23 protein-coding genes and 1 tRNA gene are annotated in these 23,300 nt (G+C 66.5%); 17 read left to right on the forward strand and 7 right to left on the reverse strand.

Features of this window, described 5'->3' with window-relative positions:
- Window positions 1-2 precede the first annotated feature (2 nt).
- From ispH to rnhA, 3 genes are read left to right on the forward strand one after another with little or no spacing between them, the layout of a single operon-like run.
- Entirely contained in the window at window positions 3-959 is a 957-nt protein-coding gene (ispH, locus tag OXR60_RS07590) for a 4-hydroxy-3-methylbut-2-enyl diphosphate reductase (protein WP_267395213.1), read from the forward strand.
- On the forward strand, window positions 959-1,909 hold the full coding sequence (gene thrB / locus OXR60_RS07595; RefSeq protein ID WP_267395214.1) for a homoserine kinase: 951 nt from the start codon (window positions 959-961) through the stop codon (window positions 1,907-1,909). Before ispH ends, thrB begins: the two co-directional genes overlap by 1 nt.
- Window positions 1,906-2,355, forward strand: a complete 450-nt coding sequence (gene rnhA / locus OXR60_RS07600; RefSeq protein WP_267395215.1) for a ribonuclease HI — start codon at window positions 1,906-1,908, stop codon at window positions 2,353-2,355. The genes thrB and rnhA overlap by 4 nt, the downstream gene beginning before the upstream one ends.
- Window positions 2,356-2,365: 10 nt before the next feature.
- Here the strand turns inward: rnhA and OXR60_RS07605 are convergent, their stop codons facing one another.
- Together OXR60_RS07605 and OXR60_RS07610 are read right to left on the reverse strand one after the other, a co-directional pair.
- Window positions 2,366-3,457: an FAD-dependent oxidoreductase gene (locus tag OXR60_RS07605; protein ID WP_267395216.1), complete on the reverse strand. Its 1,092-nt coding sequence runs from the start codon at window positions 3,455-3,457 to the stop codon at window positions 2,366-2,368.
- Window positions 3,454-4,395 carry an alpha/beta hydrolase gene (locus OXR60_RS07610; protein ID WP_267395319.1) on the reverse strand — a complete coding sequence of 314 codons (942 nt, stop codon included), beginning with the start codon at window positions 4,393-4,395 and terminating at the stop codon, window positions 3,454-3,456. The genes OXR60_RS07605 and OXR60_RS07610 overlap by 4 nt, the downstream gene beginning before the upstream one ends.
- A 51-nt stretch (window positions 4,396-4,446) precedes the next feature.
- On the opposite strand from OXR60_RS07610, the gene OXR60_RS07615 reads away from it, so the two are divergent.
- The 8 genes from OXR60_RS07615 to OXR60_RS07650 all read left to right on the forward strand — a co-directional run bounded on the left by OXR60_RS07615 (window position 4,447) and on the right by OXR60_RS07650 (window position 11,963).
- On the forward strand, window positions 4,447-4,908 hold the full coding sequence (locus tag OXR60_RS07615) for a prepilin peptidase (protein ID WP_267395217.1): 462 nt from the start codon (window positions 4,447-4,449) through the stop codon (window positions 4,906-4,908).
- Window positions 4,909-4,970: 62 nt separating this feature from the next.
- The gene (gene cpaB, locus OXR60_RS07620; RefSeq protein WP_267395218.1) at window positions 4,971-6,002 is read left to right on the forward strand and encodes a Flp pilus assembly protein CpaB; all 1,032 of its coding nucleotides are present in this window, start codon (window positions 4,971-4,973) and stop codon (window positions 6,000-6,002) included.
- Between the two features lies 1 nt (window position 6,003).
- Window positions 6,004-7,536 (forward strand): type II and III secretion system protein family protein, encoded by a 1,533-nt coding sequence (locus tag OXR60_RS07625; protein WP_267395219.1) that lies wholly within the window; start codon window positions 6,004-6,006, stop codon window positions 7,534-7,536.
- A 22-nt stretch (window positions 7,537-7,558) separates the two neighbouring features.
- Window positions 7,559-8,197: a CpaD family pilus assembly protein gene (locus OXR60_RS07630; RefSeq protein ID WP_346015434.1), complete on the forward strand. Its 639-nt coding sequence runs from the start codon at window positions 7,559-7,561 to the stop codon at window positions 8,195-8,197.
- A gap of 1 nt (window position 8,198) precedes the next feature.
- The gene (locus OXR60_RS07635; protein ID WP_267395221.1) at window positions 8,199-9,467 is read left to right on the forward strand and encodes a pilus assembly protein CpaE; all 1,269 of its coding nucleotides are present in this window, start codon (window positions 8,199-8,201) and stop codon (window positions 9,465-9,467) included.
- 55 nt (window positions 9,468-9,522) lie between these two features.
- The gene (locus OXR60_RS07640; protein WP_267395222.1) at window positions 9,523-10,494 is read left to right on the forward strand and encodes a type II secretion system F family protein; all 972 of its coding nucleotides are present in this window, start codon (window positions 9,523-9,525) and stop codon (window positions 10,492-10,494) included.
- Window positions 10,495-10,512: 18 nt separating this feature from the next.
- A complete protein-coding gene (locus tag OXR60_RS07645; RefSeq protein ID WP_267395223.1) occupies window positions 10,513-11,496 on the forward strand; it encodes a type II secretion system F family protein in 984 nt (327 codons plus the stop codon).
- Between the two features lie 68 nt (window positions 11,497-11,564).
- Window positions 11,565-11,963 carry a hypothetical protein gene (locus OXR60_RS07650; RefSeq protein ID WP_267395224.1) on the forward strand — a complete coding sequence of 133 codons (399 nt, stop codon included), beginning with the start codon at window positions 11,565-11,567 and terminating at the stop codon, window positions 11,961-11,963.
- 28 nt (window positions 11,964-11,991) lie between these two features.
- Here the strand turns inward: OXR60_RS07650 and ppdK are convergent, their stop codons facing one another.
- From ppdK to OXR60_RS07665, 3 genes are all read right to left on the reverse strand, one after another.
- On the reverse strand, window positions 11,992-14,652 hold the full coding sequence (ppdK, locus tag OXR60_RS07655) for a pyruvate, phosphate dikinase (RefSeq protein WP_267395225.1): 2,661 nt from the start codon (window positions 14,650-14,652) through the stop codon (window positions 11,992-11,994).
- A gap of 98 nt (window positions 14,653-14,750) precedes the next feature.
- Window positions 14,751-16,898: a glycine--tRNA ligase subunit beta gene (glyS, locus tag OXR60_RS07660; protein WP_267395226.1), complete on the reverse strand. Its 2,148-nt coding sequence runs from the start codon at window positions 16,896-16,898 to the stop codon at window positions 14,751-14,753.
- Window positions 16,895-17,761 (reverse strand): glycine--tRNA ligase subunit alpha, encoded by an 867-nt coding sequence (locus OXR60_RS07665; protein ID WP_267395227.1) that lies wholly within the window; start codon window positions 17,759-17,761, stop codon window positions 16,895-16,897. Before OXR60_RS07665 ends, glyS begins: the two co-directional genes overlap by 4 nt.
- 108 nt (window positions 17,762-17,869) lie before the next feature.
- Between OXR60_RS07665 and OXR60_RS07670 the strand changes: the two genes are divergently transcribed.
- The 6 genes from OXR60_RS07670 to OXR60_RS07695 all read left to right on the forward strand — a co-directional run bounded on the left by OXR60_RS07670 (window position 17,870) and on the right by OXR60_RS07695 (window position 21,378).
- Window positions 17,870-18,781 carry a TraB/GumN family protein gene (locus OXR60_RS07670; RefSeq protein ID WP_267395228.1) on the forward strand — a complete coding sequence of 304 codons (912 nt, stop codon included), beginning with the start codon at window positions 17,870-17,872 and terminating at the stop codon, window positions 18,779-18,781.
- A 128-nt stretch (window positions 18,782-18,909) separates the two neighbouring features.
- Window positions 18,910-19,518 (forward strand): 50S ribosomal protein L25/general stress protein Ctc, encoded by a 609-nt coding sequence (locus tag OXR60_RS07675; protein WP_267395230.1) that lies wholly within the window; start codon window positions 18,910-18,912, stop codon window positions 19,516-19,518.
- A gap of 79 nt (window positions 19,519-19,597) precedes the next feature.
- Window positions 19,598-20,167 carry an aminoacyl-tRNA hydrolase gene (gene pth, locus OXR60_RS07680; protein ID WP_267395232.1) on the forward strand — a complete coding sequence of 190 codons (570 nt, stop codon included), beginning with the start codon at window positions 19,598-19,600 and terminating at the stop codon, window positions 20,165-20,167.
- Between the two features lie 68 nt (window positions 20,168-20,235).
- Entirely contained in the window at window positions 20,236-20,835 is a 600-nt protein-coding gene (locus OXR60_RS07685) for a TIGR02466 family protein (protein ID WP_267395233.1), read from the forward strand.
- A gap of 79 nt (window positions 20,836-20,914) precedes the next feature.
- Window positions 20,915-21,232: a hypothetical protein gene (locus OXR60_RS07690; protein ID WP_267395234.1), complete on the forward strand. Its 318-nt coding sequence runs from the start codon at window positions 20,915-20,917 to the stop codon at window positions 21,230-21,232.
- Between the two features lie 62 nt (window positions 21,233-21,294).
- A tRNA-Leu gene (locus tag OXR60_RS07695) sits at window positions 21,295-21,378 on the forward strand.
- Window positions 21,379-21,384: 6 nt separating this feature from the next.
- Here OXR60_RS07695 and OXR60_RS07700 read toward each other — a convergent pair.
- On the reverse strand, window positions 21,385-22,614 hold the full coding sequence (locus OXR60_RS07700; RefSeq protein ID WP_267395235.1) for an integrase: 1,230 nt from the start codon (window positions 22,612-22,614) through the stop codon (window positions 21,385-21,387).
- Entirely contained in the window at window positions 22,614-23,237 is a 624-nt protein-coding gene (locus OXR60_RS07705; RefSeq protein ID WP_267395236.1) for a hypothetical protein, read from the reverse strand. The genes OXR60_RS07700 and OXR60_RS07705 overlap by 1 nt, the downstream gene beginning before the upstream one ends.
- Between the last annotated feature and the right edge of the window lie 63 nt (window positions 23,238-23,300).

Consider the following 23,300-nt stretch of genomic DNA (forward strand, 5'->3'; position numbering starts at 1 on the left):
TCATGACGCCCAGCGACAAACCGGCCCTCACGCTGCTGATCGCAGCCCCGCGCGGCTTCTGCGCTGGCGTCGATCGCGCCATCCGCATCGTCGAGCTGGCGATCGAGAAGAATGGCGCGCCGGTCTATGTCCGCCATGAGATCGTCCACAACAAATTCGTGGTCGACAGTCTCAAGGCCAAGGGCGCGATTTTCGTCGATGAGCTGGATCAGGTGCCCGATGGCGCACCGGTCGTGTTCTCCGCGCACGGGGTGCCGAAGTCGGTGCCCGCGGCCGCCGAGGACCGGGGCCTCGGCTATTTCGATGCGACCTGCCCGTTGGTTTCCAAGGTCCACCGCCAGGCAGAGCGGCTGGTCGCCGCAGGGCGCCACATCGTCTTCATCGGCCACGCCGGTCATCCCGAGGTGATCGGCACCTTCGGCCAGGTGCCCGAAGGGGTGATGACATTGATCGAGACGGAGGCGGACGCCGAGCTGTTCGCCCCGGCCGATCCCGCAAACCTCGCCTTCCTGACGCAGACGACGCTGTCGGTTGACGATACCGCCGCCGTGGTGCGGACGCTGCAGCGCCGCTTTCCGCTGATGCAGCCGCCACGCGGCGAGGACATCTGCTATGCCACCTCGAACCGCCAGGCCGCGGTCAAGGCGATCGCCGCGGCCTGCGATGCCTTGCTGGTGATCGGCGCGCCCAATTCGTCCAACTCAGTGCGCCTGGTCGAGGTCGCCGAACGCGAGGGCGTGCCGGCGCGCCTGATCCAGCGCGCCAGCGAACTCGAATGGGACTTCCTCGCTGGTGTCACCACGCTCGGCATCACCGCCGGTGCATCCGCTCCCGAGGTGCTGGTGCGCGAACTGGTCGATCGGCTCGCCGAGCGCTTTGCGATCACCGAGCAGGAAGTGGAAACCACCCGCGAGACGATCGCCTTCAAGCTGCCACGCGGCCTCGACGCGGCGGCCTGATGGCGGTTTATACGCAGGTACCCTCGGAGACGCTGGCGGCATTCCTCACCCGGTTCGATGTCGGCGTGCTGGTCGCGCAGAAGGGCATCGCCGAGGGTGTCGAGAATTCCAACTATCTGGTCGATACCAGCAAGGGGCGGTTCCTCCTCACCCTCTACGAGAAGCGCGTCGACGCCGGCGATCTGCCGTTCTTTCTTGATCTGCTCGAGCATCTCGCCCGCCGCGGCAATCCGGTGCCCCGTGCGTTGCCGGACCGTGACGGGCAAACTATCCACCAGCTCGCCGGCCGTCCCGCCTGCCTGATCGAATTCCTGCCGGGCTTCTCGGCGAGTACGCCGACACCCGTGCAGGCGCGCCACGTCGGCACGGCTCTCGGCAAGCTGCACGGCAGCCTGCAGGATTTTGCGCCGACACGCGCCAATACGCTCGGCCCGGACGCCTGGCAGGCGCTGCTCGATCAATGCGGCGCGGATCTCGATGGCATCGCACCGGGACTGTTCGCTCAGTTATCGGCAGCGGTCGCCGAGGTGGTTGCGAGCTGGCCCGGGCAGTTGCCTCTATCAGTGATCCACGGCGATCTGTTTCCAGACAATGTGCTGATGCTGGATGACCAAGTCAGCGGCCTGATCGACTTCTATTTCGCCTGTACCGACGTTCGCGCCTACGATCTCGCCGTGACCCACACCGCCTGGAGCTTCGACGCCACCGGCGAGCGGTTCGACGCGACGGTCGGCGATGCGTTGATCGGCGGCTATACCGAGCGCTTTGCGCTGACCACCGACGAACGCGTGGCGATGCCGGTGCTCGCGCGCGGCGCGTGCCTCCGATTCACCCTCACCCGGGCATGGGACTGGCTCAACACGCCCGCGGGCGCGCTGGTGACGCGCAAGGATCCGTTGGCCTATTGGCGTCGCTATCTGGCTTACACGCAAGGAAATCTGTTCGCATGACGGTGGTGGAAATTGCGACCGACGGCGCCTGCAAGGGCAATCCTGGGCCGGGCGGCTGGGGCGCGCTGGTCCGCTTCGGCGAGCATGAGAAGGAGCTGTCGGGCGGCGAGGCGTTGACCACCAACAACCGCATGGAGCTCACTGCCGCGATCAAGGCGCTCGCCATCCTGACGCGGCCGTGCACGATCAAGCTTTCCACCGACAGCAAATATGTCATGGATGGCCTCACCCGCTGGATCCACGGTTGGCGCAAGAACGGCTGGCGCACCGCCGACAAGAAGCCGGTCAAGAACGCCGACCTGTGGCAGGCGTTGTTCGACGCGGCGCAGAAGCACGAAATCGAGTGGGTCTGGGTCAAAGGCCATGCCGGCCATCCCGACAATGAACGGGTCGACAAGCTCGCCAGCGACGCCGCGGTGGAAGCGGGACGCAAGCCCGAGGCGTGATCGCGATCCGCTACGGCGCGAACCGGCCGGGCGCGTACTGCAACCGATCAATACCGGCATAGCCCTCGCCCAGCGGCTCGCCGAGCAACAGGCTGGCAGCGATGGCAGCCCCCGCCGGCGCGGTCTGGATGCCGAAGCCGCCCTGGCCTGCACACCAGAAGAAGCCGGGCACCAGCGGATCGAAGCCATACACCGGCAGCCGATCCGGCGCGAAGCTGCGCAGCCCCGCCCAACTGCGCTCCACCGTCGTGATCTTCCAATCCACCACCTGCTCGAGTCGGTCGATCGCGATCGCGACATCGAGTTCCTCGGGCGCGGCGTCCCCTGGTGCGGCCGGCGTCTCGTCATGCGGCGACAGCCACACCCGCCCCCCCGCCTCCGGCTTGAAGTAGAAATTTCCGGAGATGTCGGCGACATGCGGCATGGTGGCGGGCGCCGGCGGATCGGTGCGCAGCTGCACGAGCGTTCGCCGGTATGCACGAATCCCGAGTGGCCGCGCGCCGGCCGCGGCCGCCACCTCGTCCGCCCAGGCACCCGCGGCATTGACCAGCACGGAAGCGCTGAAGCTGCCAGCATGGGTCTCCAGCAACCAGCGGCCATTGGCGCGACTCGCCCGTCTCAGGCCCGCACGCGTAACGATCTCAACGCCGGCGCGGCGCGCGTTCGCCAGGTAGAAGGCATGAAGCGCGGCGACGTCGATATAGGCACAGGTCGGCTCGCTGATGCCGAGCGTCCAATCGGGCTTCAGCCCCGGGATGTACGCCGCCGGATCGACGCGCGCCAACGGCACCGAACTCCGCGCGAAACTTGCGAGGAACGCGTCGATCCTCGCCGCGTCGCTCGCCCGCCCGATCTGCACGGAGCCGAGCGGAGCGAGAAATCCGCCCTCGCGCAGCGCAGACTCGGACGCACTGGTCAGGGGCTGGACACCGGGACCGCCATAGGTTTCCGACCAGAAGGCCGCCGAGCGCCCGGTGGCATGATAGCCCGGCTGGTCCTCCGCCTCGAGCATCAGCACGCGGGCACGCGCGCCCAGTGCCGCTGCCAGGCTGGCGCCGGCCATGCCGGCGCCGACGATGGCAATGTCAAAGGTGGTGGTCACGCGGCGCGTTCATCCAGGAAGCTGTCGATCGCCGCATAGGCCCGCTGCCGGACCGCATCATCCTCACGTAGAATTTCATGCGCCGACTCGGCCCCGAACCGCACCAGCTCGACATCGGGCAGGCGCGCCGCGAGGCGCAGCGCCGCTGCCGAGTCGACCAGGCCGTCCTGATCGGCGACCAGCATCAGCACCGGCACGGCGAGCGCGGCGAGACGCGGATCGGCCTGCAGCACCGCACCCGAGCGGAAGGCTTCGCGCACCCAGGCCCAGCTTGGGGGACCGAGCAGCAATTCGGGCTGGCGACCGTACCACCAGGCTTCGTCGCCATGGCGCTCGACCGAATGGGTGAGCAGCCGCTGGCGATGGCCGGCGGAGCGCTGGTCCGGCCGCACCCGCCACGCTGCGCGCGCAGGATCACCGGTGCGCGCCAGTGCACCCGCCACCCACGCACCGATTCGCGAGCCGAGTGGCGAGCGTATGCCGACCATCGGCGCGACCAGCACCGCGGCGTCCGGCACCACCAGCCCGTCGAGCATCGCGCGCAGCGCCAGATGCCCGCCCATCGAATGCGCGAGCAGCACCGCCGGCCCGGCCTGCCCTGCCGCTTCCGCTGTCCACGCCTGCCAGAAGGCACCAAGATCGCTTACCAATGCCCCGAAGTCGTCGGCATGGCCGACATGCGGATCGGCGGACAATCGCCCCGAACCACCCTGACCGCGCCAGTCGAACGCGGTGACCGACCAGCCACGGCCATGGAGATGCGCGATTACCTCGAGATACTTCTCGACGATGTCGGCGCGGCCACCCTGGACGAGGATTCGCCCGCGCCCCGCTCCCGGCCAGTCGAATCGACGGTGCAGCCAGCCATCGGGCGCCTGCCAGGAGGAGAAGGTAGCGCCGGCGGGGATGGTGCGGCGAAGGGCCATGGAGTCGAGCATCATCGCCATGGTTACGTTTTCGCAAGCCATCGCGTCTACCGGTGTGCGCCGATGGGGTGGGACAATGTCTTCGCGGTCGCGCTGCTCGTAGCGCTCGGGGCCTTGCTGGTATCGGCAGGCATCGAGGATGCGCGCATCCGCGAGATCGCCAATTGGAAGAATGCGGCGATCGCGCTGGCCGCGCCCGCCTGGTGGTGGGCGATTGGACTCGGCTGGGCCGACATCGGCGTCCAGCTGATCGTCGCCACCCTGGTATTCGCGATCTTCTGCGGCTGTTTCGCGATGGGCTGGATGGGCGGCGGCGACGTCAAGCTGATCGCTGCGCTCGCGCTGTGGCTGCCGCTCGGCGGGCTGATTCAGATGCTGATGGTCATGTCGATCGCGGGCGGCGCCATCACCCTGCTGATGCTGATCGAGCGCACGCTGCGCAAGAAGCAAGGTCAGCTGGAAATCCCTTACGGCGTCGCGATCGCCGCGGCGGCGCTGCTCGCATTACCACAAACCGGTTTTTAACCACTTTCCTGCAAATGCTTATCGCCGGTTCAATCACCGGCGCTCCGAAAGGCCCGAGTTAAATGGATAGTCGCAAGATCGTGTTGCTGGTGGGCGCATTGTTCGTCGCCGCCATCACGGCATTCTTCGCCCGCACGCTGATCGCGGGCTCGGGAGCACCGCAGGCATCTGCCATGGGCCAGCCGGTCGCGCCGATCGATGGCCCCGAGGTGCTGGTCGCGACGCGCGCGCTGCCGGTCGGCACCATTCTCGAGCCCACCGCCTTCAAGTTCCAGCCCTGGCCCAAGGAACTGGTGGACGGCGCCTATTACATCAAGACCACCACCGATGTCGCCAAGCTGCAGGGCACGGTGGTGCGCAACGCGATCACCGCCGGCCAGCCGATCACCCAGGGTACGCTGGTGCAGCCCGGCGACCGTGGCTTCCTCGCCGCCGCACTCGGTCCGGGGATGCGCGCCGTTACCGTGGGTGTGTCGGGCCAGGCCGCGGTTGCAGGCTTCGTCTTCCCAGGCGACCGAGTTGATCTGGTCCTGACCCAGAGCGTCGCGGGTGGCGGCAACGGCGCCCCGCTCAAGGTGTCCGAAACCATCATGCGCAACGTCCGCGTGCTCGCCACCGATCAGCGGACCGACAACACCGTCGGCGAGAACGGCAAGAGCCAAGTCAGCACCTTCTCCACCGTCACGGTCGAGGCGACGCCCAAGATGGCCGAGCAACTCGCCGTGGCCAAGACGCTGGGCGATCTGTCGCTGTCGCTACGCAGCCTTGCCGACAATTCGGCCGAGCTCGAGCAGGCGATCGCCAGCGGCGCGGTCAAGGTGCCCGATGGCGACCCCAAGGCGGAGAAGGCGATGCTGCTCCAGCTCTCCAGCCAGCCGCAAGTCGGCAACACCACTTTTGCCACCGGGGCCGACGTGTCGCGCTTCCAGCGCAGCAGCGTCCCCGGCAAGTCGATAGATGGCACCGCACCGATGAACGGTGTGCCGGTCGCCGCCAACACCGGGGGCGTGGCGCCAGCCATTGCTCAGGGTCCCGTCGTGCGCGTCGCGCGCGGCACCAGCGTGACCGTAGTTCCGGTCGGGGGGAAGAATTAAGATGGCTAAGTTGTTGAAGCCGATCGGCCTGCCGCTGGCGATCGCGCTTGTGGCCGCTGCCGGCGGCGCGGCCTCGGCGCCGGCGCAGAGCATCTCACAGGCCCGCCCGCCGGTGGTCGAGGTCAACACCGGTCGCGGCCGGCTGGTGACCCTCCCGCGGCCGATGAGCGACCTGTTCGTCGCAGACGACTCGGTGGCCGACGTCCAGGTCCGCTCGCCGACCCAGCTCTACATCTTCGGCAAAAAGACCGGCGAGACCACTATCTCCGCCACCACCAAGAGTGGCGCGGTGGTCTATGCCAGCACGGTTCGCGTCGGCAACAATTACGACTCGGTCGGCGCGATGCTCCGCCTCGCCATGCCGGACGCGCAGATCACCGCCGTACCGATGAACGGGCTGGTGCTGCTCACCGGCACCGTCGCCGGCCCCGGCGATGCCGCGGAAGCCGAGCGGCTGGTCCAGGCCTATGTCGGCGACACCACCAAGGTGCTCTCGCGCCTCAAGTCGGCGACGCCGCTGCAGGTCAACCTCCAGGTCCGTTTCGCCGAAGTGAACCGCTCGTTCGCCAAGAACGTCGGCGTCAACCTGCTTACCGCCGATCGCGGCTCGGGCATGCTGTTCGGCAGCACCTCGGGCACTCCCGGCACGATCACCTATGACGCCACCACCGGCGCCAAGACATCCACCTACGCCGTCGGCGCACAGCGGACCACCTTGGGTCTGGCTGGCCGCCTGCTCGGCGTCGATTTCCTCGGTACGCTCGACCTCGGCGAGACTACCGGCCAGGTGACCACGCTCGCCAACCCAAACCTCACCGCGCTGTCGGGCGAGACCGGCACCTTCCTCGCCGGCGGCGAAGTGCCGATCCCGATCGCGCAGGGCCTCGGCACCGTGTCGGTCGAGTACAAGCAATACGGCGTCAGCCTGTCGTACACGCCGACGGTGCTGTCGGATGGCCGCATCTCGCTGCGCGTTCGCCCGGAGGTGTCGCAGCTCGATTATTCGAACGCCGTGACGATGAACGGCACCCGCGTGCCGGGCGTCACCACCCGTCGCGCCGAGACCACCCTTGAGCTCGGTTCCGGCCAGAGCATGATGATCGGTGGCCTGCTGCAGAACAGCCACAACAACTCGCTCGACAAGACGCCCTTCCTTGGCGACCTGCCCATCCTCGGCGCGCTATTCCGCTCCAACAGCTGGCAGCGCAACGAGACTGAACTGGTAATCGTGATCACGCCGTATCTGGTGAAGCCGGTCAACAGCCCGAGCCAAATCGCCCTGCCGACCGACGGCTATCGTTCGCCGAGCGATGCCGCGCGGCTGCTGATGGGCCAGCTCGACGGTGGCCCCTCGGGTACCCCGCGCCCTGTGCCGCTGATGGTGCCGATGACGCCGCCGCCTCCGACGATCGGTGCCGCCGCGGCGGTCCCCGCCGTGCCGCAACGCGATCCGCAGGCCGTCGCCGCGGACACCAAATCGACCCCGACCAAGCAGAAGAAGGGCGCCATCCCGACGCCCGGCTTCTCCAACTAAGCCCGCGAAGGACATGGCTTCGATGATCAAGCATCCCCTTCTCCTCGCCGCGCTGGCCGCCCCGGCTCTCATGCTGGGTGGCTGCATGGGCACGCAGAACCGCGGCGTCGAATCGGTTCACCAGCCAATCGTCGCCCGCGCCGATTACGCGCTGGACCTCGCCACCCGCGGCACCGCGCTCGCGCCCGGCGAAAGCCGCCGGCTTGCTGGCTGGATGAACGTTATGCACCTCGGCTTCGGCGACAAGGTCGCGATCGATGATCCCGGCTATGACAGCGTCCGCGCGCGTGACGAAGTGGCCGGCGTCGTTGCCAGCTACGGTCTGCTGCTCTCGGACGATGCGCCGATCACCAACGCGCCGGTGACGGCGGGGACGATCCGCGTCGTCGTCAGCCGCATGCGCGCCGGCACGCCGGGCTGCCCGGACTGGTCGCGCAACGCCGCCAACGAATTCGACAGCAACACCTCGTCCAACTTCGGCTGTGCGATCAACGCCAACCTCGCCGCGATGGTCGCCCGTCCCGAAGATCTGGTCCACGGCCGCGGCGGCGACACGTTCATCGATACGGCGACGTCGGGCAAGGCCATCGATGCCTATCGCAAGGCGACGCCGACCGGCAACGGCAACACGGTCAAGACCGAAAGCGCGAAGGGCAGCTAAGATGAACGCACCTTGGAAACCGGCCGGCAGTGGCCTTCGCGATCCCTTCGCGGCCTATGTCTGCGACGAAACCACGCTTGAAACCCTGCGCCCGATCGCCACCGAACTCGGCTGGTCGGTGGACAAGATCTACAAGGGTGGCCTGCGCAACGCTGTCCAGTCGCTGTCGGTGTCGGCCTCGCCGCAGATCCTGTTTGTCGATCTCGCCGAATCGGGCGATCCGCTGAACGATATCAACGCGCTCGCCGAGGTTTGCGAGCCCGGCACGGTGGTGATCGCGGCCGGACAGGTCAACGACGTGCGTCTATATCGCGATCTGGTCGCGAGCGGCATCCAGGATTACCTTCTGAAGCCGCTGCATCCGGACATGTTGCGCGAGGCGTTCGGCCACGCCCAGGCGATGCTCAACGCGCCCAAGCTCGCCGAGGCGGTGATCGACCGGCCGCATGCCTCCACCGCCGTGATCGGCACGCGTGGCGGTGTTGGTGCCTCGACGATCGCGACCTCGCTTGCCTGGCTGATGAGCGAGCGGGAGAAGCGCACCACTGCGCTGCTCGACCTCGACGTCCACTTCGGCACCGCGGCGCTGGCGCTCGATCTTGAGCCGGGCCGTGGCCTGACGGACGCCATCGAAAATCCCAGTCGGATCGACGGGCTGTTCATCGAACGCGCCATGGTCAAGGCATCGGAAAAGCTCGCGGTGCTCAGCGCCGAGGCACCGATCAATGCGCCGCTGATGACCGACGGCTCGGCCTTCTTCCAGCTCCAGGAAGAGATGCGCGCCGCCTTCGAATGTACGGTGGTGGATCTGCCACGTGGCATGCTCGTCCAGCATCCGCATCTGATCAGCGACATCCAGTGCGCGGTGGTGGTCACCGAGCTGACCCTGGCCGCGGCGCGCGACACAATCCGCATCCTCTCGTGGCTCAAGACTAATGCGCCGCAGACCCAGGTGATCGTCGCCGCCAACCGCTTGCACGCGACCGGTCAGCTCGAGATCAGCCGCAAGGACTTCGAAGGCTCGATCGAGCGCCGCATCGATTTCGTGGTGCCGTTCGACCAGAAGCTCGCCGCCCAGGCTGCCAAGCTCGGCAAGCCGATGGCGGAGGCCGGCAAGAACTCGAAGACGATCGCCCCGCTGATCGAGATGCTCGGCCGCGTGCTCTACGTCGCGGAGGAGAGCAGCAGCGACACCAAGGGGGCCGCCAAGGGCAGCACCAAGGGCAAGTCGCTGATCTCGTCGCTGATGGCAAAGCGCGCCAAGAAATGACCCCCGCCGCCCGCTTCGGCGGGGCGGTTTTGACGACTGGAGGCTGTTCGCCGCAATGGACTTGATGCCGCTCCTGATGGTGTTCCTGGGCTCCTTCGCGGTGCTGGCGCTGCTGCTGTTCGCGTTCAGCGGCCCCTCGCCGCAGCGCGCGCAGACGCGACGGCTGGCGACGGTGCGGGAGCGCCATGGCGACGGCGCAGTGGTCGAGGCGCAGATGCGCAAGATCACCGCCGGGCGCGCTAAGACCAAGACCGATGTCGCCTTCGGCCGCATCCTCCCCAACCCCGCTCAGCTCGCCAAGCGCTTGGCGATGACCGGCAAGGACTGGACCGTCGGCCGCTATGGCCAGGCGAGCGCCGCGATCCTGGTGGTCGTCGCCGCGCTGCTCTGGTTCAAGGGCGCGCCGCTTCTGCTCGCGCTGTTCCTCGGCATGTTCATGGGCGCCGGCATCCCGCATTTCATCGTTGGCTTCTTCATCAAGCGCCGCATCGCCAATTTCACCGCAAAGTTCCCCGACGCGATCGAGTTGCTCGTGCGTGGCCTTCGCTCGGGCCTCCCCGTCACCGAGACGATCGGCGTCGTCGGCCAGGAGATGAAGGGCCCGGTTGGCGAGGAATTTCGCATGGTATCCGACAAGATGAAGATCGGCCGCTCGATGGACGCGGCACTGCAGGACACCGCGGATCGGCTCGGCACGCCCGAATTCCAATTCTTCGTCATCACCATCGCCATTCAGCGCGAGACCGGTGGCAATCTGGCGGAGACGCTCGCCAATCTAGCCACCGTGCTGCGCCAGCGCGGGCAGATGAAGCTCAAGATCAAGGCGATGTCGTCGGAGTCCAAGGCGTCTGCGTACATCGTCGGCTCGCTGCCGTTCATCGTCTTCGGCATGATCTGGATGATCAACGCCGGCTACATGCAAAATTTCTTCGTCGATCAGCGGCTGATGATCGCCGGCATCGGCGGGCTGCTGTGGATGGGCATCGGCGCCTTCATCATGGCCAAGATGGTCAACTTCGAAATTTAAGGGACGGACAAGCAGGACATGGAGCAGCCAGCCGGACCGACCCTGATGGGCATCGACGTATTGTGGGTCGCGACGATCCTGTCGGGCGTCGCCGCCTTCGCGGTGATGTTCGCGATCTACACCGTGACCACGGTGCGCGATCCGATGACCAAGCGCGTCAAGGCGCTGAACGACCGCCGCGAGCAGCTGAAGGCAGGTATCACCGCCTCCACCAAGCGCCGCGCCAAGCTCGTCCAGCGCAACGACACCACCGATCGCATGCGCAACCTGCTGAGTTCGCTCAAGGTGCTGCAGGACAGCCAGCTCAAGGTCGCGCAAGTCAAGCTGATGCAGGCCGGTATCCGCTCCAAGGACTGGGCGGTGGCGGTGATCTTCGGGCGGCTGGTGCTGCCGATCGTGCTCGGCGGCTTCATGGTGTTCGTTGTTTACGGCACCGAGTTCGTCGCGACCTATTCGCCGCTCAAGAAGTACGGCATCGTCGCTATCACCTTCATCCTGGCGTACAAGGCGCCGGACATCTTCCTCAAGAACAAGATCACCAAGCGCTCCAACGCAATCCGCAAGGGCCTGCCGGATGCGCTCGACCTGCTGGTGATCTGCGCAGAGGCGGGCCTCACCGTCGATGCCGCGTTCCATCGCGTCGCCAAGGAGCTCGGCCGCGCGTATCCCGAGCTTGGCGACGAGTTCACCCTCACCGCGATCGAGCTGGGTTTCCTTTCGGAACGGCGCCAGGCATTCGAAAATCTGGCAACCCGGGTCGATCTCGACGCCGTGCGCGGCGTGGTCACCACCATGATCCAGACCGAGAAATACGGCACCCCGCTCGCCTCGGCGCTACGCGTGCTCTCGGCCGAGTTCAGGAACGAGCGGATGATGCGGGCGGAGGAGAAGGCGGCGCGGCTGCCGGCGATCATGACCGTGCCGTTGATCCTTTTCATCCTCCCGACGCTGTTCGTCGTCATCCTCGGCCCGGCCGCCTGCTCGATCAGCGACGCTTTCTGATCGGCACGCCGCACAGGCAACCGATCGGGCCACCGCTTCGTTGAGCCTGCGTAACAGGGAGATTTACCATGCTGTTCTCCACGCCCACGCAGTTCGCGGTGCTTGCGCTGCTGTTCGTCGCCGGCTGGCTGTTCGGCCTCGCCAGCCACCCCGGTGGCCGCAAGTGGAAGGAGCGCTACCTCGCCGAGCGCGACGCCCATGCCGCCAATCGCCGCACCGCGGAGACGAGCGTCGCTGCCGCCAATGCACGTACCGCCGAAGTGTCGCGGGAGAACACCCGCCTGGCTGACGCGACGCCGGTCACCGCCACTACGATCCGTGACGATCGCGTCGTGGCCCATCCGAGCGTGGTCACCGCGCCCGTCGCGCCGGCACCACTGACGACCGCGCGCCCGGCCTATCCGGCGACGGATTATGCCGCCCGCGAGCGCCGCGGCTGGTTCGACTGGACGCCGCGCTCGCGGTGACCGGGCGCGGTGCGGCCGCAGCGCGGGCCTAGCGGTTAAGCGCCGCCTGCGCTGCGGCCAGTCGGGCGATCGGCACGCGATAGGGCGAGGCGCTGACGTAATCGAGCCCGACCTTCTCGCAAAAGGCGATGCTGGCCGGATCGCCGCCATGCTCGCCGCAAATGCCAAGCTTGATGTCCGGCCGCGTCTTGCGGCCGCGCTCGACGGCGATCTCGACCAGCTCGCCGACGCCCTCGACATCCAGGCTGACGAAGGGGTCCTTGGCGTAGATCCCCTGCTCGACATAGGCGCCGAGGAAGCGCCCGGCATCGTCACGGCTGACACCGAGGGTGGTCTGGGTGAGATCGTTGGTGCCGAACGAGAAGAACTCGCCGGTTTCGGCGATCTCGCCCGCCTTTAGCGCGGCGCGCGGCAGCTCGATCATGGTCCCGACCAGATATTCGATGGTCTTGTTGCGTTCGGCGAACACCGCCTTGGCGACCCGGTCGACCACCGCCTTCATCAAATCGAGCTCGCGCTTGGTCGCGACCAACGGGATCATCACCTCGGGGATCGGCGCCTCGCCGGACTTGGCGGCGACGTCCAACGCCGCCTCGAAGATCGCGCGCGCCTGCATCTCGTAGATCTCGGGATAGGTGACGCCGAGCCGGCAGCCGCGATGGCCGAGCATCGGGTTGAACTCGTGGAGCTCGGCGGCGCGACGCTTGAGCGTGTCGACATCGATCCCCGCGGCCTCGGCAACCTCGGCGAATTCATTCTCCTCGTGCGGCAGGAACTCGTGCAGCGGCGGATCGAGCAGCCGCACGGTGACCGGCAGGCCGACCATGACCTCGAAGATCTCGGTGAAGTCGCTGCGCTGCGCGGGGAGCAGCTTCTCCAGCGCGGCGCGGCGGCCAGCCTCGTCGGCGGCGAGGATCATCTGGCGCACCGCGGTGATCCGTGCGGCATCGAAGAACATGTGCTCGGTGCGGCACAGGCCCACACCCTCGGCACCGAACTCGCGCGCGGTGCGGCAATCGAGCGGGGTCTCGGCATTGGCGCGCACCTTGAGCCGGCGAACCTCATCGGCCCAGCTCATCAGCGTGCCGAAATCGCCCGACAGCTCGGGCTGCACGGTCGGCACCGCGCCGGCCATCACCTCGCCAGTGGTGCCGTCGATCGTGAGGGTGTCGCCTTCCTTCACCTCGCGGCCGCCGACGCGCATCACCCGCGTCTTGTTGTCGATCGACAGCGATCCGGCGCCAGAGACACACGGGCGCCCCATACCACGTGCGACCACCGCGGCGTGGCTGGTCATCCCGCCGCGTGCGGTGAGGATGCCCTTGGCGGCGTGCATGCCATGGATGTCTTCGGGGCTGGTCTCGACGCGGACCAGGATCACCGCCTCGCCCGCGGCAGCCCGCTTCTCGGCGGTGTCACTGTCGAACACCGCCACGCCCGAGGCGGCGCCGGGCGACGCCGGCAGGCCCTTGGCGATGACGTCGCGATGCGCGGCGGGATCCAGCGTCGGGTGGAGCAATTGGTCGAGCGCTTGGGGATCGACCCGCAGGATCGCCTCCTCGCGGGTGATCAGCCCCTCATTGGCCATGTCGACCGCGATCTTGAGCGCCGCCTTGGCGGTGCGCTTGCCCGAGCGGGTCTGGAGCATCCACAATTTGGCCTGCTCGACCGTGAACTCGATGTCCTGCATGTCGCGGTAATGGTTTTCGAGCGTGTCGAACACCTCGGCCAGCTCGCCATAGACCGCCGGCATCGCCTCCTCCATCGACGCTGGCTTGGCGCCGGCTTCCTCGCGCGCGGTACGCGTGAGATACTGCGGGGTACGAATGCCGGCGACGACGTCCTCGCCCTGCGCATTGATCAGGAACTCGCCATAATAGGCGCGATCGCCCTTCGAGGGGTCGCGGGTGAAGGCGACGCCCGTCGCTGACGTGTCGCCCATGTTGCCGAACACCATCGCCTGGATGTTGACCGCCGTGCCCCAGCCGCCGGGAATGTCGTTGAGCCGGCGGTAGACCTTGGCGCGCTCCGACTGCCACGAGCCGAACACCGCGCCAACCGCGCCCCACAGCTGATCATGGACGTCCTGCGGGAACGGCTTGTGCCATTCCTGCTCGACCAGCTTCTTATACTCTGCGACCAGCGCCTTGAGATCGGCGGCCGTCAGCTCGGTATCGAGCGTATAGCCATTGTCTTCCTTGGCGATCTCCAGCGCTTCCTCGAACGCGCCATGATCGAGCTCGAGCACGACATCGGCGTACATCTGGATGAAGCGGCGATAGCTGTCCCAGGCGAAGCGCTCGTCGCCGGACTTGGCGACCAGCCCCTCGACCGTCTCGTCGTTGAGGCCGAGGTTGAGCACCGTGTCCATCATTCCCGGCATCGACACCCGCGCGCCCGAGCGTACCGAGACCAGCAGCGGGTTGGCGTGATCGCCGAACGCCTTGCCGGTGATGCCCTCGATGTGGCTCAGCCCGGCCGCAACCTCGTCGCGCAGCGACTCGGGGAAGCGTTCACCCTCCTCGTAATAGCGCGTGCACATCTCGGTCGAGATGGTGAACCCCGGGGGCACCGGCAGGCCGATCGACGCCATTTCGGCAAGGTTCGCGCCCTTGCCGCCGAGCAGATTCTTGTCGCCCTTTCCGCCATCGGAAACGCCGCCGCCGAACCGGTACACATATTGGGTCATCGCTGATCCTTGCCTTGGTGAGTGCTTCGCCCCCGGGGAGGAAAGGAAAGCACGCTCGTCATTCCAAGTTCACGTCGAACCCGTTGGAGGATGTTAGTTCATCCCTCGATCCGCGAGAAGTCCGCAACCGTATGCACCGCCGCGCGTACCCGGGCGAGCAACGCAAGCCGGGCCGCGCGCTTGGTGGGATCGGCATCGTTCACCGTGACGCTCTCGAAAAAGGCGTCGATCGGTGCGCGCAGGGTGGCGAGCGCGGTCATCGCCGCCTCGAAATCCTCGTTGGCGACCGCATCGGCTGCCGCCGGCTCGGCCGCGTCGAGCGCATCGATCAGCGCGGCTTCCGCCGGCTCTGGTGTATAGCTCGCCGATCCGTCGCCATTGGATCCAAGCGACGTCGAGCCGGCGCCTGCCTCGGTGGCCGCGACCCCCTCCTTCTTGAGGATGTTCGCCGCCCGTTTGTACCCCGCAAGCAGGTTCGTTCCATCCGCCGTACCGACGAATGCCTGCAACGCATGGACGCGGGCAAGCAGCCGGACCAGATCGTCCTCGCCGCCGAGCGCGAACACCGCATCGATCAGGTCGTGGCGGACGCCGGCCTCGCGCTGCTGAACCTTGAGGCGGTCGGCAAAGAAGTCGAGCACTTCGCGGTTGATCGCTCTGGCCAAGGGAAAGCGCAAAGCGTTGTCGAGGATCAGCGCGATCACGCCCAGTGCCGACCGGCGCAGCGCGAAGGGATCCTTGGAGCCGCTCGGCTTCAGATCGGCGCCGAAGAACGACGCGATGCTGTCGAGTTTGTCCGCCAGGCTCACCGCCACCGTCACCGGCGCGGTCGGCACGGCATCACCCTGCCCGACCGGCTTGTAGTGATCGCGGATCGCGGCGGCGACCTGCGGGTCCTCGCCTTGCGCGGCAGCGTAATATCCGCCCATCAGGCCCTGCAGCTCGGGGAACTCGCCGACCATGCCGGTGACGAGATCCGCCTTGGCAAGGCGAGCCGCACGCTCGGCGAGGTCTACCAACGAGGCCGTGCCCCCCTCCGTCACCCCAGCGGAAGCTGGGGTCTCGTGCGGCTCTTGCCCGGCGCCATTGCCGGAGACCCCAGCTTTCGCTGGGGTGACAGGTGAAGAAATAATCCCCTCTTCCACAAGCCAGCGGGCGAGCTTCGCCACGCGATCGACCTTGTCGGCGACGGTGCCGAGCTTCTCGTGAAACACGATCTTCTCGAGCTTGGCCGCCTGCTCGCCTAGCGGTGTCTTGAGATCGGTTTCGTAGAAGAACCGCGCGTCGCTGAGCCGCGCCGCGAGCACCTTGCGGTTGCCCTCGACGATTTTCGCGCCGCCGTCGCTCGCCTCGATGTTGGCGGTGCAGACGAAGGCGTTCGCCAGCGCGCCGGCGCCGTCGCGGCAGACGAAATACTTCTGGTTCACCCGCGCGGTGAGCTGGATCACCTCGGGCGGGACGTCGAGGAACGTCGCATCGAAGCGGCCGAGCAGCGGCACCGGCCATTCGGTGAGCCCGGCGTTCTCGGCAACCAGGCCCTCGTCCTCGACCAGCACCAGCCCGGCCTCGGCGGCGAGCGCGCTTGCCCGCTCGCGGATCAGCGCGCGGCGCTCGTCCTGGTCGACAATGACATGGCAGGCACGCAGCTTCTCGGCATAATCGGCCGCCGAGCCGATGGTGATGATGCCGGGGTGATGGAAGCGATGGCCGAGCGTCGCCGCGCCCGAGCGAACGCCGGCGATCTCGATGTCGACGATTGCCTCGCCGAGCAGCGCGACAATGCCGTGCAACGGTCGCACCCAGCGCAAGCTTTCGGTGGACGCGGAATCGCCCCCCCAGCGCATCGATTTGGGCCAGGGGAAACCGCGGATGATCGCGGGCACCGCCTCGGCGAGCACGGCGGCGGTGGCGCGGCCGGGCTTGTTGGTGACCGCGTAGAAGATGCCGTCACGCTCGGTGAGATCCTCACGAGCAAGCCCGGTCTTGCGCAGGAAACCGTCGAGCGCCTGCGGCGGCGCGCTGCTGCGCGGCCCCTTGATCTCCTCGCTCACCGCCTCGGTCTCGAGCGGCAGATCGCGGGCGATCAACGTCAGCCGGCGCGGGGTGGCATAGGTCTCGAGCGCGCCGGCCTTGAGCCCGGCCTTGTCGAGCTCGGCCGCGAACAGGCGGGCGAGATCGTCGCGCGCCTTGTCCTGCATCCGCGCAGGGATCTCTTCGGAGCGGAGTTCGAGGAGGAAATCGGTCACGCCGCCCATCCGTTCTTGTCCATCCACGCCCCGCAGGCGCCTTTGGCGAGGTCGCGCACCCGGCCGATATAGGCCTGGCGCTCGGCGACCGAGATCACGCCGCGCGCCTGGAGCAGGTTGAAGGTGTGGCTCGCCTTGATCGCCTGCTCATAGGCAGGAATCGGCAGGTTGCGGGCGAGGCAGTTCTCGCACTCGGCCGCCGCCTTGCGGAAGGCGTCGAACAGCGTGTCGGTGTCGGCGACCTCGAAGTTCCAGGTCGACATCTCGACCTCATTGTTGTGGAACACGTCGCCATAGGTGACGCCGCTGTCGTTGAAGGCGAGATCGTACACCGAATCCTTGTTCTGGATGTACATCGCCAGTCGCTCGAGCCCGTAGGTGAGCTCGCCCGCAACCGGCTTCATGTCGAACCCGCCCATCTGCTGGAAATAGGTGAATTGGGTCACCTCCATGCCGTCGCACCACACTTCCCAGCCGAGCCCCCAGGCGCCGAGCGTCGGGCTTTCCCAATCGTCCTCGACAAAGCGGATGTCGTGGGTGGTCATGTCCACCCCGATCGCGGCAAGGCTGCCGAGATACAGGTCCTGCAGGTTCGCCGGCGAGGGCTTCAGGATCACCTGATATTGGTAATAATGCTGCAGCCGGTTAGGGTTCTCGCCATAGCGGCCATCGGTTGGCCGGCGGCATGGCTGGACGAAGGCGGCATTCCACGGCTTGGGGCCGAGCGCGCGCAGCGTCGTCGCCGGGTGAAAGGTGCCAGCACCCATCTCCATGTCATAGGGCTGCAGGATCACGCAGCCTTGCTCGCTCCAATAGTCATGGAGCGTCAGGATCATGCGCTGGAAGCTTAGGGGCTGTGGCATATTCCCCGAGCGCTTAGAGGGAAGCCCCCTGCTCTAGCAAGTTGGAAGGTGCGCCCCTAGCTTGGCACCAGCCTATCCCGTGCCCCTCCTGTGGAACCCTTGCCGCTTATGATCCGATCGATCGGCGCCGCGCTCTCGGCGCTCACGCTTGCCCTCGCGCTGCCCGCTTGTGCTCAGCGGCAGCCCGCCGCCGCCGCACGCGACGCGAACGATGCCGATCCGGCACTATGGGTGGTCAAGGATCAGGACACGACGATCTATTTGTTCGGCACCATCCATGTGCTCAAACCCGGAATTAGCTGGTTTGACGAGGCGGTGAAAGCGGCGTTCGATCGTGCCGACGAGGCCAAGCTGGAGCTGGTGATGCCGGATCCTGCCGCGATGGCATCGCTGGTCGCCGCCACCGGGGTCGCGCCCGCCGGGACGCCGCCGCTGACCGAGCAGGTCCCCGCCAACAAGCGCGCCGCCTTCACCAAGGCGGTGCTCGATCTCGGCCTGCCCGCCAATGCGCTTGATCGCTACAAGCCCTGGCTCGCCGCGACCCAGCTCTCGATCGCGCCGCTGTCCAGGCTCGGTTACGACAGCGCCAACGGCCCCGAGGAAGTGATCACCGCCGCGGCCAAGCAGGCCGGCAAGCCGCTCACCGGCCTCGAGACGGCGGAGCAGCAGCTCGGCTATTTCGGCGCGCTGTCGGCGCCCGCGCAGCTCCAGTTCCTGACCAGCACGATCGACGAGCTGCCCAAGCTCGACAGCAGCATGAAGGAAATGGTCGACGATTGGGCGCACGGCAAACCCGAGGCGCTGGCCAAGGAAATGAACGATAGCCTCAAGGACTCGCCCGAGGTCGCCAAGGTTCTGCTGGTCGATCGCAACAAGCGCTGGGCGGCCTGGGTGAAGCAGCGGATGGCGCAGCCGGGCACGGTGTTCATCGCGGTCGGCGCCGGGCATCTCGCGGGGCAGGACAGCGTCCAGGCGCAGCTCGCCAAGCTCGGGGTGAAGGCCGAGCGGGTGACATACTGACGCCGGGCCGGCTCCACCCTCTTCCTTGCTTTTCCCGCCCCCATCCGCTACGCGCGCCCGCTTCCGGTCCATGGTCATCCCTGGAGGCGTGGGCGGGAAGAACAACAAACGAGTTTCGGAGAATATCGATGAGCGACACCATTACGCTCGCAGCCGAGACGCGTGACCGGGTTGGCAAGGGAGCCTCCCGGGCATTGCGTCGCGACGGCCGCGTGCCCGCCGTGATCTATGGCCAGAACCAGGAGCCGACCTCGGTTCACCTGGAAGAGAAGGCGCTGATGAAGGCGCTGATGACCGGCCATTTCATGAACTCCGTGATCATGGTCAACGGCGAGCGCACGCTGCCCAAGGACGTCGCGTTCCACCCGGTCAGCGATCGTCCGATCCATGTCGATTTCCTGCGCATCGGCGAGCATTCGACCGTCACCGTCTCGGTGCCCGTCGTGTTCACCGACGAGGAAGAATCGGCCGGCCTCAAGAAGGGTGGCGTGCTCAACATCGTCCGCCACGAGCTGGAGCTGGTGGTCGACGCGGCTGACATCCCCAGCGAGATCACCATCTCGCTTGCCGGCACCGACCTTGGCGATTCGATCCATATCAGCGCCGTGACCCTGCCGCAGGGCGCGACCAGCGCGATCGAGGATCGTGACTTCACCATCGCCACGATCGCGACGCCGTCGGCGCTGCGTTCGGAAGCGGATGCCGATGCTGCCGAGGGTGAGATCCCGGCCGCATAAGGCTTGCCGTCAGGGCAATACGAATCGGGCAGGGCGGCATTCGCTTCCCTGCCCTTTTTCTTAAGTGGAGACGCGCGACGTGCAGATCTGGGCAGGGCTCGGCAACCCGGGCGCGCAATATACCATGCACCGTCACAATGTCGGCTTCATGGCGGTCGACGCGATCGCCGAGGTGCATGGCTTCGGCCCCACCAAGAAGCAGTTCCAGGGCTGGACCCAGGAGGGCCGGATCGGCACCGACAAGGTGCTGCTGCTCAAGCCCGCCACCTTCATGAACGACAGCGGCCGCGCAATCGGCGAGGCGCTGCGCTTCTACAAGCTCGGGCCGGACGCGCTGACCGTGTTTCATGACGAGCTCGATCTCGCGCCGTTCAAGGTCAAGGTGAAGCGCGGCGGCGGCACCGCGGGGCACAACGGCCTGCGCTCGACCGACCAGCACCTCGGCCCTGAGTTCCGCCGCGTCCGCCTCGGCATCGGCCATCCCGGCCACAAGGATCGCGTCACCGGCTATGTGCTCGGCAATTACGCCAAGGCCGAGATCGATCCGCTCGCCGACATGCTCGGCGCGGTGGCGGCGGAAGCGAGCTGGCTCGTCGCGGGCGACGACGTGCGCTTCATGAACGATGTCGCGCTGCGCCAGCAGCCCTAGACCGCCGCTTGGACCGACGCGGGCGCGATAGCGGTTGATGCGCTCGCGCGCCCGTGCTTCGAGGAGGCATGATCCGCTCGCTGTTCGCCACCCGTTTCTACGAAGACCTGCTCGGCGACGAGGCGCTGCTCGAAGAGCTCGAGGAAGCCTGCCACGATCTGGCGCAGCAGGATCGCGCCGGGGTCGCCTGGTCAAAGGCGCATGGCTACCGCGGCTATACCTCCTACGCCTCGCTCAACGATCTGCCCGCGCGCGACCCGCGGTTCGCCGATCTGGTCAAGCTGCTCAACCGTCACGTCGCGCGCTTTGCCGAGGCCTGCGCCTTCGATCTCGGCGGGCGCAAGCTCAAGCTCGACAGCCTGTGGGTCAACGTCCTCAAGCCCGGCGGCACCCATTCGGGTCACATCCATCCCCATTCGGCGGTGTCGGGGACGATCTACGTCGCGGTGCCGCCGGGCGCCGGCGCGCTCAAGCTAGAGGACCCGCGGCTGCCGATGATGATGGCCGCCCCTACCCGCCGGGCCGACGCCGGTGAAGAGCACGCCACCTTCGTCTATGCCGATCCGCAACCGGGCACGGTGTTCCTATGGGAAAGCTGGCTGCGCCATGAGGTGGTCGCCAACGCCGCTAAGGGCGAGCGGATCAGCATCAGCTTCAACTATCGCTGACGCGGGCGATCGTTGCCCGCCAGCGCCATCGGACCGCCGCAATCGCCCCTCACGCTCCACGCAGCAACGGGAGTGGCAGATGTTGGTGGCAGTCCTGATCGCGGTGCAGACCGGCGGCACCTCGCCGGACCCACGCCTCGCCACCTTCGATCTCGCCACGATCAAGCCGCCCGCCGGCTGCGACGCGAGCAGCACCGACATCGTCGTCTGTGGCCGCAGCGAGGCAGCGCGTGACCGGCTGAAGGGCGCTCCCCGAGGCATCGAAGCTCCACCGGCGCTCCCCAAGGCCGAGATTGGCGTGATCGGCGGCGTTTTCGCGACTGCCGAAACCGAAGCTGTCGGGGTCGGCGGCTTTCCCAGCAATCGCGTCATGCTGCGGCTCAAGGCGCCGTTCTGAGCCGCCACACCGCCAACAAGCCTTGACGCCCCGCCCCGACTCGGCTTCTCGTGCCCGGGTGCGCGGACGTGGCGAAACCGGTAGACGCAGCCGACTTAAAATCGGCTTCCCCTGGAGTGCGGGTTCGAGTCCCGCCGTCCGCACCATTCCCTCTAAGCTGCTGAGTTAGCAGCGATAATTGCCACTACTCTCGCTGGCTGGTTGGCGGTAGGAGTGGAGGGCGTGTGTAACCTTGGTGTAAACGCGTCAGCAAAGGCGTTGTCGATTGCTGCGATAGCAGTGTCGATGTGCTGCCCGTGGATGTGGACATAGCGCAGCACCATCGCGAGCGTCTTGTGACCACTGATGCGCTGGATCGTAGGCAGATCCACCCCTGCCCTCACCAGGCGAGTGATGGCGGTATGCCGCATGACGTGAGGCGTAACCTTATCAGGGAGTAGATTTGCCCGAATCACTGCCCGCTGGAAGGAATCAGCCATGCTGTTGCGGTGGGGCAGCTTTGCGCGGCGGGTGCGGCAAGGAAACACCCATTCTTGCGACTCGGGCTCCATCGCTTGCTGGCGCTTGAGCATGTCCACCAGCGCAGGGGTGATGGGCTGTTCACGCTCGCCAGCCTTGGCTTCGGGGATGAAGATGCGGCGAGCATCGTAGTCGATCTGATCGTAGCGGACGCGCAGGATCTCCGAGTGCCGCATCGCCGTGTTGAGGCCGAATGCAACGAACAGCCAAAGGTAGCCGTCCTGGTCAGCAACTGCCGCTTTCATCAGCGCGGCGGCGTGCTCGTCGGATAACACGACGATCTTCTTCCGCGGCTCGTCGCCCTTCTCGATCTTGGGACAGTCCTCGGCCTTGAGCCACTTCCACTCAATCATGCGCTTGAAGGCATGGGACAGAGTAGCCAGCTCGCGGTTGACAGTCGCCTGCTTGACGGCCTTCAGCCGATCGCGGACATAATGCTGAACCAAGAAGCTGGTTATCTTGTCGGCGCGGTGCTTGCCGAAGAAAGGCACGAGCACATCGGGGATGTGCCGGCGCTTCTCCTTCATATTCTTGCCGCCCGTATCCTCCATGCGCTGAAGGTATTCAGTGGCCGCTTCGGCAAAAGTGCGGTGGTTTTTGCGCCCCGCGGGCAGGTCGAGGCGCCCCTCCCTTGCCTTCGTCCGGAACGACTCAATCGCCCGCTCCGCTTGCTCGCGGGTAACGCCCTCACTCTCCCGTCCAACGACGCGGTGAATTCGCTGCCCATCGACCATGATGTTGACGGTGTATCGAAGATCCCCGTTCCCTTGACGCGCGGCCACAATCCCGTGCTCAGCGAGCTTCTCGCCGGGCGTGAGAGCACGAATTGCTGGGCGAGTGAGGCGGGTGAATTTAAGAGCCATCAGCTATCTTCTCGTTGAGCCGATCTCGTTGGATAGAACGTGATGTCCTCTAGACGATCTGGATAAACTTGTTCGACAGCTTGACGGAGGCGTCGAAGGTGCTGGGTGAGGTTCACGGTCAGAGCTGCCCCCCCGGTGCTAAGCTCGGCAAGGACGTTGTCACTCGACCGGCCAAAGTCCTCCCGGTCGAGTGGGTGAGCATTGTCGCTCGCATCGGCCGGCTTCGGACGAGTCAGGTATCCTAGAGCGCGAAAGCGTAGCAGAAGATATAAATCCACTGCGCTTTCCTTCAAGCTGTTCTGGACATGCCAGCCCTGCCCGCCCATCGAATATACGCCCAGGTAATTGCGGTCGAAGGGCCTGAAGTAGTCCTTCAGCATACCGGGCGTGATGCCGCAGTCGAGCAGCTCCAGGAGCAGTGACAGGTCGGCAACTTGCCAGTTCACGTATCTGACCTTTGCTCCCCGGCCAAGGTTCGCATTCGCCGGAAGCCCTAGCTTCTGCAGCTGTTGAATGCGGCTGATGAACGTCTCCCGGCGTGTGGAATGGACTCGGAACATCGTCGCGAGGATCTCCACAACCTCAAACAGCGCAAACCCGTCCTTTTTGAGCGACAAACCCATCAGAATTCCCTTCTGACGGACACGTATCCGTTTCCGCTTGTGCAGCCAAGATGATTCGGATAC

The sequence above is a fragment of the Sphingomonas sp. GC_Shp_5 genome (assembly GCF_026540855.1).
Classification (GTDB): Bacteria; Pseudomonadota; Alphaproteobacteria; order Sphingomonadales; family Sphingomonadaceae; genus Sphingomonas.